13 protein-coding genes are annotated in these 13,244 nt (G+C 40.2%); 6 read left to right on the top strand and 7 right to left on the bottom strand.

Annotated elements, in window-relative coordinates; all coding sequences use genetic code 11:
• A partial coding sequence (locus CDZ78_RS24485; RefSeq protein WP_444979196.1) for an IS1/IS1595 family N-terminal zinc-binding domain-containing protein occupies window positions 1–176 on the bottom strand: 176 nt, incomplete at its 3' end.
• A gap of 147 nt (window positions 177–323) precedes the next feature.
• On the opposite strand from CDZ78_RS24485, the gene CDZ78_RS23580 reads away from it, so the two are divergent.
• Window positions 324–449, top strand: a complete 126-nt coding sequence (locus tag CDZ78_RS23580) for a hypothetical protein (protein WP_280175545.1) — start codon at window positions 324–326, stop codon at window positions 447–449.
• Here CDZ78_RS23580 and uvrA read toward each other — a convergent pair.
• From uvrA to cysD, 4 genes are all read right to left on the bottom strand, one after another.
• Window positions 442–3,261, bottom strand: a complete 2,820-nt coding sequence (gene uvrA / locus CDZ78_RS05880; protein ID WP_087869170.1) for an excinuclease ABC subunit UvrA — start codon at window positions 3,259–3,261, stop codon at window positions 442–444. The genes CDZ78_RS23580 and uvrA overlap by 8 nt on opposite strands.
• A 14-nt stretch (window positions 3,262–3,275) precedes the next feature.
• Window positions 3,276–4,160, bottom strand: coding sequence for a UTP--glucose-1-phosphate uridylyltransferase GalU (gene galU, locus CDZ78_RS05875; RefSeq protein WP_087869168.1), 885 nt, complete (start codon window positions 4,158–4,160; stop codon window positions 3,276–3,278).
• 59 nt (window positions 4,161–4,219) lie between these two features.
• A complete protein-coding gene (cysN, locus tag CDZ78_RS05870) occupies window positions 4,220–5,851 on the bottom strand; it encodes a sulfate adenylyltransferase subunit CysN (RefSeq protein ID WP_087869167.1) in 1,632 nt (543 codons plus the stop codon).
• Between the two features lie 90 nt (window positions 5,852–5,941).
• Window positions 5,942–6,850 carry a sulfate adenylyltransferase subunit CysD gene (cysD, locus tag CDZ78_RS05865; RefSeq protein WP_087869166.1) on the bottom strand — a complete coding sequence of 303 codons (909 nt, stop codon included), beginning with the start codon at window positions 6,848–6,850 and terminating at the stop codon, window positions 5,942–5,944.
• 459 nt (window positions 6,851–7,309) lie between these two features.
• Here cysD and CDZ78_RS05860 point away from each other — a divergent pair, with 459 nt between their 5' ends.
• On the top strand, window positions 7,310–7,660 hold the full coding sequence (locus CDZ78_RS05860; RefSeq protein WP_087869165.1) for a hypothetical protein: 351 nt from the start codon (window positions 7,310–7,312) through the stop codon (window positions 7,658–7,660).
• 273 nt (window positions 7,661–7,933) lie between these two features.
• Here CDZ78_RS05860 and CDZ78_RS05855 read toward each other — a convergent pair whose 3' ends face one another.
• A complete protein-coding gene (locus CDZ78_RS05855; protein ID WP_087869164.1) occupies window positions 7,934–8,806 on the bottom strand; it encodes an ion transporter in 873 nt (290 codons plus the stop codon).
• Window positions 8,807–9,188: 382 nt separating this feature from the next.
• Here CDZ78_RS05855 and CDZ78_RS05850 point away from each other — a divergent pair, with 382 nt between their 5' ends.
• The 4 genes from CDZ78_RS05850 (at window position 9,189) to CDZ78_RS05835 (ending at window position 12,792) form a co-directional block, all read left to right on the top strand.
• The gene (locus tag CDZ78_RS05850) at window positions 9,189–10,844 is read left to right on the top strand and encodes a glutamine--tRNA ligase/YqeY domain fusion protein (protein ID WP_087869169.1); all 1,656 of its coding nucleotides are present in this window, start codon (window positions 9,189–9,191) and stop codon (window positions 10,842–10,844) included.
• A 79-nt stretch (window positions 10,845–10,923) separates the two neighbouring features.
• Entirely contained in the window at window positions 10,924–11,445 is a 522-nt protein-coding gene (locus tag CDZ78_RS05845; protein WP_230991207.1) for a globin family protein, read from the top strand.
• A 584-nt stretch (window positions 11,446–12,029) separates the two neighbouring features.
• Entirely contained in the window at window positions 12,030–12,503 is a 474-nt protein-coding gene (locus tag CDZ78_RS05840; protein WP_087869162.1) for a hypothetical protein, read from the top strand.
• On the top strand, window positions 12,481–12,792 hold the full coding sequence (locus tag CDZ78_RS05835; protein ID WP_087869161.1) for an META domain-containing protein: 312 nt from the start codon (window positions 12,481–12,483) through the stop codon (window positions 12,790–12,792). Before CDZ78_RS05840 ends, CDZ78_RS05835 begins: the two co-directional genes overlap by 23 nt.
• A 93-nt stretch (window positions 12,793–12,885) precedes the next feature.
• Here CDZ78_RS05835 and CDZ78_RS24220 read toward each other — a convergent pair whose 3' ends face one another.
• A complete protein-coding gene (locus CDZ78_RS24220; protein WP_373862439.1) occupies window positions 12,886–13,011 on the bottom strand; it encodes an IS3 family transposase in 126 nt (41 codons plus the stop codon).
• Window positions 13,012–13,244 lie beyond the last annotated feature (233 nt).

Below are 13,244 nucleotides of genomic sequence, written 5' to 3'. Positions count from 1 at the left end.
ACTTTTTCTTGGACTCCAGGCACACATGCATTATAGCGATAGTCCAGCATAAATGTTTGAGTTGGGCAGGCACTATTTTTGCAGCGATACCGCTGTATATTTTGAGCATTCTTTCCTGATTTCATGATAGTGCTACAGCGACAATTGTGGCAACTTACTTCTTGATAACATTTCATTCGAGGAATTATGATGTAAACCTTTTACTTCTCCTAATTATTTAAGTGAAATAACAGATTTAACCCACTACCCTTATTACTAAGTCTAAGAAAATGCGTAAATTTAAGAGAATACCATTAACAAAAGAGGTACAAGAGTTATACAAAATGTCACGACAGCACGTTGATTTTACTTTTTCCCATATAGAAGATGGTTACGCCATTTATCTTATAGAAAATAATGAGACTTCTGAGGCTAAATGCGATAGTCGTAGAAAGTTACCACCTAACTAAAAAAACGTTGTAGATATTGACCCGTATAAGATTGTTCAATAGTTGATACGTGTTCTGGCGTTCCTTCAGCAACGACTGTTCCGCCGCCATCCCCCCCTTCAGGGCCTATGTCAATAAGCCAGTCCGCTGTTTTAATAACATCCAGATTATGTTCGATAACGATGATAGTATTGCCATGATCACGCAAGGTATGCAATACATTTAGCAGTTGTTGTATATCTTGAAAATGTAAACCTGTTGTAGGTTCATCAAGAATATACAGAGTTTTTCCAGTATCACGTTTGGATAATTCTTTGGATAATTTAACACGCTGCGCTTCACCACCTGATAAGGTCGTCGCATTTTGGCCAAGAGTAATATAACTTAGGCCGACATCTAACATCGTTTGTAGTTTCCGGGCTAAAACAGGGACAGGTTTAAAGAAACTGTGAGCCTCTTCAACAGTCATCTTCAGGACTTCGTTAATCGTTTTACCTTTATACCGAATTTCCAGAGTTTCACGGTTATAGCGTTTACCTGCACAGATATCACAATGCACAAAAACATCAGGCAGAAAGTGCATTTCAACTTTTACCACACCATCGCCTCGACAAGACTCACAGCGTCCACCCTTAACATTAAAACTAAATCTGCCAGGAGTGTACCCACGAGATCGTGCCTCGGGGGTGGCTGCAAAAAGCTCTCGTATCGGGGTGAATAATCCCGTATAGGTAGCAGGATTAGAGCGAGGGGTTCTACCAATTGGACTTTGATCTATATCAACAACTTTATCGCAAGCATCTAGTCCTTCGACGGCAGTACAGGGTGCGGGTAGGGTTGTTGCACGATTAATAGCGCGGGCTGCATAGCGGTATAAAGTATCATTAACCAGTGTCGATTTTCCTGAGCCGGATACCCCTGTTACACAGGTGAATAAACCAATCGGAAAACTAACATTGATATTCTTTAAATTATTACCCTGTGCATTACGGATGGTAATCAGTTGTTTCTCATTAATGGGTGTTAGTTTTTTAGCCCCGGTTATAACCAGTTTTCCTGAAAGGTATTGCCCAGTTATTGAGTGTTCGTTATTAATGACTTCCTCTGGTGTTCCCTGAGCGACAATCTCCCCTCCATGTACACCAGCACCAGGCCCTATATCAACGACGTATTGAGCTGCACGGATAGCATCTTCATCGTGTTCCACCACGATGACGGTATTGCCTAAGTCGCGTAATCTAAAAAGGGTTTTAAGTAGTCGATCATTATCACGCTGATGTAAACCGATTGAGGGCTCATCCAATACATACATAACACCAACTAGACCAGCACCTATTTGACTAGCCAGGCGAATACGCTGAGCTTCACCACCTGAAAGAGTATCTGCGCTACGATCTAAAGTAAGGTAATCAAGACCGACATTGACAAGAAATTCAAGGCGTTGTTGAATTTCAATGACTATTTTTTCCGCAATTTGCCCACGTTGACCGGGTAAATTCAATGTTTGAAAAAAATCCAGGGCCTGACGAATAGGGAGACCGGTGATTTTAAAAATAGGTCTGGAGTCTATAAATACGTTGCGTGCAGCAGTGTTTAAACGTGAACCAGAGCAGCTAGTACATACTTTTTTAGCCTGATATTTAGCTAATTCATCACGTACTACTTGAGAATCGGTTTCGTGGTAACGGCGTTCCATATTAACGATGATGCCTTCGAAACTATGCCTTTTTTTACGTTTTTTGCCACTGCCTGTAACAAATGAAAAATCTATGGCTTTACGGCCACTACCATATAAAACGATATTCTGGGTTTCTTCACTGAGTTCATTAAATGGGGTTTCAGGGTCAAAGTTGTAATGTTCGGCGAGCGAACAGATTATCTGATAATAATAGGCATTACGTCTATCCCAACCTCTGACAGCACCTGCAGCCAGGCTTAGTTTGTTATTATGCACGACTAGTTCAGGGTCGAAATGCTGTTTTACACCCAGTCCATCACAAGTAGGGCAAGCTCCTTTAGGGTTATTAAAGGAAAAAATACGCGGTTCTAATTCTGTAATGCTATAGCCGCATTGAGAACAGGAATATTTTTCTGAAAAAACCAGTTGTTTACTATTATCATCCATACAAACAGCAATCGCGATTCCTTCTGCAATTCTTAGCGCGGTTTCAAATGATTCTGCAAGGCGTAGTTTAAGATCCTGACGAATTTTAAAGCGGTCAATAATGACCTCAATGGTATGCTTTTTTTTTCCATTTAGCTCTGGAAGTTCATCCAGTTCATAAACAATACCATCCACTCTGGCACGTATAAACCCCTGTGCCTGTAGCTCTTCCAGTAATTGAATATGTTCCCCTTTACGATCGTTTACGACGGGTGCTAATAGCATCCAGCGCTCGCCTTCTTCCTGCTCAAGTACATGGTCAACCATCTGGCTAATAGTTTGAGCTTGAAGCGATAGACCATGTTCAGGACAACATGGGGCCCCTGCGCGCGCATACAGAAGCCTTAAATAATCATAAATTTCTGTAATGGTGCCTACAGTGGAGCGTGGGTTATGTGAGGTAGATTTTTGCTCAATGGAAATTGCCGGTGATAAGCCTTCAATATGATCAACATCAGGCTTTTCCATCATGGATAAAAATTGACGGGCGTAGGCAGATAAAGATTCTACATATCGTCTTTGTCCTTCGGCATAAATAGTATCAAATGCAAGGGATGATTTGCCTGAACCTGATAAGCCAGTAATAACTATTAACTGATCACGAGGTAAGTTCAGGTCAATATTCTTCAGGTTATGGGTTCTTGCGCCACGAATGCTTATTTTATCTATCATTAAGTGCGCAACTAATTGAGTGTTTTAATGAGATTTTTGAGATAAGCCTTAAAATCATCTTTTAACTCTTTATGTAACAAACCATGCTCTACAGTCGCAATCAGGAAGCCAAGTTTAGCGCCACAGTCATAACGTTTGCCTTCAAATTCATAGGCAAGGACCTGCTCATCTTTGAGTAAATCAGCAATCGCATCGGTTAACTGGATTTCTCCTCCCGCACCTTTGCCCGTTTTTTCAATTTTTTCAAAAATTGCCGGGGTCAGGATATAGCGACCGATGACTGCCAGATTACTAGGAGCAACGTCAGGTTTGGGTTTTTCTACGATAGAATTGACGGTGTTTAATGCCGGACCAGCGGGTGTTGTTTGCACAATACCATATTTGTCAGTTTCGCTCGGATCAACTCGCTCTACACCAAGAATCGAGCAGGAATGCTGTGCAAATTGTTGCACCATTTGAGCCATACAGCCACGTTCAGCATCTTCTACTAGATCATCTGCCAGGATAACCGCAAATGCTTCATTACCCACGATAGGTTTAGCGCATAAAACTGCGTGCCCCAGACCTAAAGCCTCGGATTGGCGTGTGAAGATACAGGTAACATGAGGCGGGATAATATTTTTTACAAGCTCCAGAACCCTCAGCTTATTTTTAGCAACTAATTCGACTTCTAATTCATAAGCCTTATCGAAGTGATCAGGAATGGAACGTTTATTACGGCCTGTGACAAAAATCATGGTATCAATACCTGCTGCCACTGCTTCTTCTACAGCATATTGAATAAGGGGCTTATCTACTATAGGCAGCATTTCTTTGGGGCTGGCTTTAGTAGCAGGTAAAAAACGGGTGCCTAGTCCAGCAACAGGAAAGACTGCTTTAGTGATCTTTTGGGGCATTAATGTAAGTTCCTTTTGCTTTTTTGCGAAAATTAAATAAACAGAAACAAGTAGCTGGCTTATTGAATAATTTTTTGTTCCTTTAGGGCTAAATGAATTTGCTCCAGAGATTGCTTATCTGTATCGAAGCTAAAGTCACAGGCATTATTGCTCGTACATAGGCAAATTAGCCCCGCATGTTTAACTACCGCAATAGCCTCATCGATATTACTTAAAGTTCCAGTTAATACTGTTGCTGCATGACCATTATCAAATAACTTCCTTTCTAGCTGATAGGCTGTTTGTTCACTATGAGTTCCGCTTAAAGCTATGGCAACCGCTTTTTGGCCAAAGCGTGCTGCACGCTCTTCTGTGCTCACATCATTTAATTCAGTATCGGAACTATGACCAGAAATCATACCTGCACCAACTGTCACATTAGTCAGGCGGTCAATAATAATAAATGAGCCGGTTCCTTTGCTGCGCGTATACGCATCAAAAACAACGGGTGCATTAACGGATACAGAACATAAGCCTATTTCATTTAATTGTAATTCGTTGGCATCATGATGCTCTAAGGTATTAACATCAATACGATGCTGAATACTGGCTATAGAGCCTGAGACACTGCGTGTAGCCAGTTTGATAATATATTGCTTGCCAGGAACTAATGCATTTTCAGTCATCCAGACGATATTGGCATCAAATTTATCGGCAACACTAGGCAGGTTATCGCTTTTAACAATAGTATCACCACGACTGACATCAATTTCATCATCCAATGTTAGAGTAATTGCCATAGGAGGATAGGCCTCTTCAAGCTCTCCATCAAAAGTGACAATTGATTTAATTGTACTGGTTTTGCCTGAGGGTAGGGTCGTGATAGCATCGCCTTTACGGAACATGCCAGATGCAATTGTGCCACAAAAACCACGGAAATCCAGGTTAGGGCGGTTAACATACTGCACTGGAAAGCGAGCATCCTGAAAGTTACCATCTTCAGAAATTTCCACTGTTTCCAGGGTCTCCATCATCGATTTTCCCGAATACCAGGGCATATTACTACTTTTGTTGACTACATTATCACCATCTAGAGCAGACAATGGAATAACGTGAACATCATCGTTTAAACCGTCCAGGTTGCTAATAAAGTCTAGGTAATCGGCTTTGATTTTTTCATAAGTATCTTCACTATAGTCCATCAAATCCATTTTATTGATGGCAACAATAATATGTTTTATACCTAATAATGAAGCAATAAAACTGTGCCGTTTGGTTTGTGTTTGTACGCCATAACGCGCATCGATTAAAATAACCGCAAGGTCACAGGTTGAAGCGCCTGTTGCCATATTACGTGTATATTGTTCATGCCCTGGGGTGTCAGCAATAATGAATTTACGATTTGTTGTTGAGAAATACCGATATGCAACGTCGATAGTAATACCTTGTTCACGTTCTGCCTGCAAACCATCAACTAATAATGCTAAATCAATTTTTCCTGCTCCCGTTGTTCCTGACTTGATACTATCAGACCGAACTGCAGCTAATTGGTCTTCATAGATCATTTTTGAGTCATATAGCAACCGGCCAATAAGTGTACTTTTGCCATCATCTACATTACCGCAGGTTAAAAAACGTAGTAATTCCTTGCGTTCGTGTTGCGCTAGATAAGCGTCTATATCGGTACTGATTAAGTCTGATTGGTGAGACATTATGTTTGTTCCTGAGAAATAAAGATAAAAGCGAAAGTGGTATGTAGAGCGGACTTTGGTCCGCTTTATCATGCTGCATTACATAGGTGGCTAAAAATAACCTTCGCGTTTTTTCTGTTCCATTGATCCTGACTGGTCATGATCGATTAACCGGCCTTGTCGTTCCGATGTTGTTGTTAATAGCATTTCCTGAATAATCTCAGGTAATGTGGTGGCAGTTGACTCTACTGCACCTGTAAGAGGGTAACAGCCAAGAGTACGAAAACGCACCATTTTCATTTCTACCTTTTCATCAGGACCAATAGGCATACGATCATCATCAACCATGATTAACATGCCGTCTTTATTTACTACAGGACGTTTTTTGGCAAAGTAAAGCGGTACAATGGGAATATTTTCCAGATGTATATATTGCCAGACATCAAGCTCGGTCCAGTTTGAAATAGGGAATACACGGATGCTTTCGCCCTGGTCAATTCTGCCATTATAGATATTCCATAATTCAGGACGTTGATTTTTAGGATCCCAGCCATGGTTTTTATCACGGAATGAATAGACACGCTCTTTAGCGCGAGACTTTTCTTCATCACGACGAGCGCCACCAAAAGCAGCATCAAATTTATATTTATTCAATGCCTGTTTTAGACCTTCAGTCTTCATTACATCCGTATGTTTTTTACTACCATGAGTAAACGGACCTATACCTTGATCAATACCGTCCTGGTTTGAATGTACAATTAAATCCCAGCCGAGCTCTTTGATATATTTATCACGAAACTCAATCATTTCCTTAAATTTCCACGTTGTATCAACATGCATCAATGGAAAAGGTGGTTTTCCAGGGTAAAAGGCTTTACGTGTTAAATGTAACATTACCGCTGAATCTTTACCCACAGAGTAAAGCATGACGGGGCGGTCAAATTCAGCTGCTACTTCACGAATAATATGGATACTTTCAGCTTCCAGCTCTTTCAGGTGGGTCAGTTTATGATTAGTCATCAATAGAGGTCAAGGTCAAAATGAGAAGTTAAAAAGAGTGAAATCTGAAAAGTCACACTAAATTCATAATAGTTGAGTGGTATTTTAATTTGAATAAGCTTTTAATGCTAGAACCATTACTAAATAAGTAAGTGTTAAAGTCGTTTTGGACTGCTGACTTGAGTTGATAAAACAGAAGTTCAACAGAAATTTTTATAAAACGTTGGTATCTATAAACGCTGTGCAATGGGCTTATTCTACTCTATATAGCTACTTGGGACTGCTCTCGTTACTGCTAAGAAAAAGATTAAAGTTCATGATATAGTTTCAAAGTCAGCATAGTGAGTTTTAATATAAGTGCAAAATTACCTGGGTAGGTTATTAAGGTAACTAAGAATTAGAGGCTTTATTATATTTGTATATAATAATATGCTATTCTCTGGCTGATCCCAAATACATAAAATATATAGGAAGATGGTTATGCATAACTATAATAATAAGTTCTTAAAACCCTTACTCACATTAATTATTGCGAGTGTATTCCTGGTTGCTTGTGATGATCAGAAGAAAAAAGCGCCTCTCATTAAAGTTCCAGTGCAAAAATATAAACAACTGAAGATAATGACAGGCGCAGTGCTAGATAAAGAAGGCCCTGTACTGGAAGGTGAAATTAAAGTTGCTGATAGTGCCGGCAAAGTAGTTGCCACAACACGCCTGGAAAATAGTAAAAACTATCGTGTTGAAATTCCAGCAGGCACGACCTTACCTATTGTATTAACAGCAAACCCAGAGGGTAGCTCAAATAAATTAAGAGCGGTGATTATTTCATAGGCGATATCTAAATATGATATTACCCCGTTAACAACCAAGATAGCTAAACAAGCGAAAGAGTTAGGGGGGTATACTTATGCTAACCTGGTGATGGCCGCGGGTAGTACAGTGAATGTGCCTGATGCAAATAAGACCTCAACAGGATTTCGTGGTGACCCAACTAAGCAATATGGGGGCTGGCATTAAGTTAAGTGCCAGAGTGATACCATCCCTTCAAGGGATGGTATCACTTCGATTAACTATAACAAAAAGAATGAAGACATGCTCAAAAGTCTATTGTTCATTTTCATCTAAAGCACCTCCGCAATATTTACAGAAATCTGCATCTGTATCATGACCAATTTTTCCACAGCTAGGGCAGGCCTCATTTGAGACTTTAGTGGGCTGGTAAGATTTGATTAATTCAGCACTATAGATGCCCGTAGGTACTGCAATAATGCCATAACCCATAATCATTATAGCGGCTGCAATAATCTGACCTAGCGGTGTTTGTGGCGCTATATCACCATAACCAACAGTGGTTAAGGTGACAATAGCCCAATACACTGATTTTGGGATACTGGTAAACCCGGAAGCACTACCCTCAATCACGTAAAGGATAGAGCCAAAAACGATTGAAAGCGTGAGTACGGTATAGAGAAAGACTAGAATTTTCTGGCTACTGTTTTTCAAAGCAGTCATTAGCGTTTCTGCTTCATCTACATATTCAGCTAATTTAAAAATACGAAAAATTCTTAGTAAACGCAGGATGCGAATAATCAGCAGGTATTTAATGCCAGGTAACAGCAGGCCTATATAAGTAGGTAAAATAGAGAGCAAATCTATGATTCCGTAAAAACTGCGTGCATAAAGCCGAGGTTGGCGAACAGAGATTAAGCGTAAAATATATTCGATACTAAATAAAATAGTGAATGTCCATTCAGTATAAAAAAACAGTTGCCTATATTGTTGATTAAGTGCCTCGACACTACTGAGCATTACCGCTATAACACTGATGCCAATAGCAAAGATCAGTATTACATCAAATAATTTCCCTGCACGAGTTTCGGCACCAAAAATAATACTGTTGAGTGATTCTCGCCAGGGGGATAAACGCTCTCCTGAATTGTAATACACCTTTTTTTTCGTGATTTTGGAGGCTGGCATAGTGGTATTTTAATAAGCTCGATAGAATAGGGCGATAAGCAGGATATTGATAGTTGCTATCGCGTTATATTATGGTATCTTAATGCGCAATAACACAAGTTGAGCGCACATAATGTCATATGGTTTTGTAGAGCGTGACTTTAGAGACTGTGAAAGTATATGCTTTTAGTCTCCCCCCTTGAGAAGGGGGGATTGAGGGGGGATCGTATAAATATATCAAACCTCCCCTAACCCCTCCTTAACTAAGGAGGGGGGTTTTGTTGAATACTTTCACAGACTCTTTAGCCCGTCTAAAGATTATATAGGCAATTAACAGGCTTGATACCTTTTCATGCACACAATAATGGGTGTGCGTATACAAACAATTGATCCAAACTACTCAATGTCAACAACTGAAAATAGTCCTGCCACCAATTTTATACGCCAAATAGTCACCAAAGATTTGGCAGAAAAGAAACATAATAAAGTTATAACCCGTTTTCCGCCTGAGCCCAATGGTTTTTTACATATTGGTCATGCTAAATCTATCTGTTTGAATTTTGGTGTGGCTGCAGAAAATGCGGGATTATGTAATTTACGCTTTGATGATACCAATCCTGAAAAGGAGAGTATTGAATATGTACGTGCCATTGAAAAAGATGTACATTGGCTCGGTTTTGAGTGGGCCGAATTAAGACATTCATCTGATTATTTTGAAGACCTTTATGGTTTTGCTGTGCAATTGATAGAAAAAGGATTGGCTTATGTTGATAGTCTAACAGCTGAACAAATTCGTGAGTATCGCGGCTCTCTGACTCAGCCAGGAAAAGAAAGCCCGGATCGTAGTCGCAGTATAGAAGAAAACCTGGATTTATTTAGCCGTATGCGCGCGGGTGAATTTGCCGATGGTCAATATTTATTACGTGCCAAAATTGATATGGCGTCATCGAATATTAATATGCGCGACCCTGCCTTATATCGTATTCGTCGGGTACATCATCAACGCACTGGTGATGACTGGTGTATCTATCCTATGTATGATTATACGCACTGTATTTCAGATGCAATTGAGGGCATTACGCATTCATTATGTACCCTGGAGTTCGAAAATCATCGTCCATTATATGACTGGATACTCGATAATATAGATATAGACTGTCACCCACAGCAAATTGAATTTGCCCGTCTGGAACTGGAATACACGATTGTCAGTAAACGTAAATTAAATCAACTGGTTGTTGAAGGACATGTCAGTGGCTGGGATGATCCGCGTATGCCAACACTTGCAGGTCTACGTCGTGCTGGTTTTACGCCGACAGCTATTCGTGATTTTTGTGAGCGCATTGGGGTGACCAAAAAAGATTCATCGATAGAAATGGCAGTATTGGAAAATTGTATTCGCGAAGACTTAAATAATACAGCTGCACGTGCCATGGCTGTTTTAGATCCTTTAAAAGTGGTGATTGAAAACTACCCTGATGGGCAGACAGAGCAATTAGAAGCGAGTAATCATCCGCAAAATGAAGCAATGGGTAAGAGGATAGTTCCATTTACTAAAGAAGTTTATATAGAGCAGGATGATTTTGCTGATGTACCTCCGCCTAAATATAAGCGTTTGATAGAGGGTGGTGAAGTACGCTTACGTGGTGCTTATGTTATTAAATGTCATCAAGTGATTAAAAATGCAGCGGGCAAAGTCGTTGAATTACGATGTACTTATGATGAGAAAACTCTGGGGAAAAAGCCAGAAGGCCGAAAAGTAAAAGGGGTCATTCATTGGGTATCGGCGACTCATTCGCTAGATGCTGAAATACGTTTATATGATCGTTTATTTAATGTACCTAATCCCAGTGCAGAAGATGATTTTTGTGAGGCTTTAAATCCTGATTCTTTGCAAGTGATAACCGAGGCTAAAGTTGAATCCAGTCTTGCTGATGCTGAACTAGGCAGTCGTTTTCAGTTTGAACGGGTAGGGTATTTTTGCCTGGATACTGAAGACAGTGTCGTGGATAAATTTGTATTTAATCGTACCGTTACTCTACGCGATACCTGGTCTTAGAAATGTCTTTTGCAATTAATTTTATACTTCTACGCAGAGCGCTGAAAGCAGAAAACAAAAAAATAGTGAGGGTTTATTTATGATGTATGGAATTTTGTTTGTAGTTATTTTGCTAGCGGTTTTGCTATTAGTGCAAAATAAAAAAAATCAGGCTAGATATTCTCGACAATATATTGAAGAAGAGCCATCCCTTTTATCTAGTGAACAAATAAACCTGGTTAGAGAGTCATGGAAGCGGGTTTTACCCATTAAAGAACAGGCAGCAGAGTTGTTTTATCAGCGATTATTTGAATTGGATCCTGATGTTAAGTCTTTATTTAAGGGGAGACTAGATTTTCAAGGTGATAAATTAATGACTACTTTGGATGTGGTAGTTAATTCACTTGATGATTTACATGAAGTAGAAGGGATGTTGCAGGCTATGGGAAGACGACACATCATCTATGGTGTTGAAGCAGCACATTATGAAACTGTTGGCGCAGCTCTTTTATGGGTTTTAGCGCAAGGCCTTGGAGAACACTTTACCGAGGAAGTGGAAGAGGCCTGGGTGACTGCCTATGGTGTTATTGCAACGACGATGAAAGAAGCAGCTTATCAATAGCAGTATAGACTTAGGGAAATGGAAAAATTAAATCATCCAAAATTAGACGACTAATTTAACGCGGAACAAGCTTTGTGTAGGGTATGCATCGCATACCTATAGGCTTTCAGGTAAATAATTTCCATACATTCTGGGCGGTCAGAAATGCTCGGAAGCGGGATCTTTAGTCCCGCATGCTTGGACGGGACTAAAGATCCTTGCGGGCTCTTAACCGAAGGGGGTAATGGCTTAAGCGAATGCCATTGATGCATCGCATACCTATAGGCTTTCAGGTAAATAATTTCCATACATTCTGGGCAGTCAGAAATGCTCGGAAGCGGGATCTTTAGTCCCGCATGCTTGGACGGGACTAAAGATCCCGCTTCCGAATATTGCTTGAAAATTTCAGAGAAACTATAGCAGCTCTGAAAGGTATGCGATGCGCACCCTACCGCAATATTTCCTGTTAAGTGGGTAGTCGAAATTATCCACAAAGATTATTGAATCTAGCTTATTAACGTTTAAAAATTGGACGGTTATTTATTTCCGTCTCCCTTAAGTTAAATGCATGAAGTGTTAAAGTTAATCAGTCAGGAGTTAATTTAATGCGGCAATTAGTGTTTTTTTTGATATTAGTCTGGACGCTACCGGGATACACAAATGACCAGGTTCAACGGTATCGTGGCAGCTATACATTGGGGCATGAAGTCAATATATTTTGTCCTGAAATAAATTCTCAATGTTACTGGTTAAGTCCTAGTACAGAAATACAAATACGTCAGCAGTTACAACAACTGTCAAAGAAGCACACTATTAAACCTTATCAGGCCGTTTGTGTGGTGATACAGGGTAATATTGATAGAGAATCTCGACGTGTTGGCTTTGCTGCTAATTATGCTGGTTTGATTGAGATAGTTAAAGTATTTGGCTTCTGTGGTCAGCCTGAAATGGTGACTCAAGGGGACCTACAGCACCACCGCTGGATACTCGAAAGTATTAATGGTGTAGATATTACTGTAGCCGAAGCAGACAAAAAAATTTTCTATCTTGATTCTAATGGACAGGCGAAAATCGACTAACACTAGTGCTAATATACTTTATCTAGAGTTTGCTGAGCAAATGACAGTATTTGCAAATACAGGCTGCAATAAACTGACTGGCCAGGCAATTTTACGTGAGGATTACATTAGTATTGATATAAATAATTCTGATGTTGCTAGCTGTTCAGCTAAGCAGCAAAATGTAGATTTATTATTAAGAAATGTGTTAGCGAGTGCACCAACTATTTCTATCGATAGCGAAAGAAATCTAATACTGGAAAGCGCTGGGACCTTACTTAAATATCGGTTAAAAGACTGGGTTCGCTAGCAGATAAACCAGGGAAGTGAAAAAAACCTTATTCTAGGGCCGGCTAGCAAGTTCAGCATAGAGTGTAATGGTCAAGTAAAACAGGACACATTCTTAAGCAGTTTTTCTATGGAACTCACGCTCAAACTCTAAGGGTGATTTATAACCCAATCTAGAGTGCGTTCGCTCACCATTATAAAAAGCCAGATAATCAATAATACTGGCTCTTTTGAATTTCAAGTGGGTAAACAATTCGCATTCGCTGAAAATCAGGGAAACGTAGCCTAAGCGAAGTGATGATTTTTAGTCCGCGATAGCCGTAGGGCCGTTGTTTTGTCGGAGTCTGAGCGTTAGCGAAGGTGGAGACAAAATAAAAGGCCATCCGACACGGCGTCAAGTCATTTGGAGCCTATGTTCCGACCCCTCGTTGGGTCGGGACGAGGTGACGAGGACGAATCGGGGCCGCCGGAGGC

It is taken from the genome of Bathymodiolus platifrons methanotrophic gill symbiont (assembly GCF_002189065.1).
GTDB lineage: Bacteria > Pseudomonadota > Gammaproteobacteria > Methylococcales > Methylomonadaceae > Methyloprofundus.
Note: the sequence above shows the minus strand (reverse complement) of the source record. Positions and strands in the feature narration are given on the sequence as shown.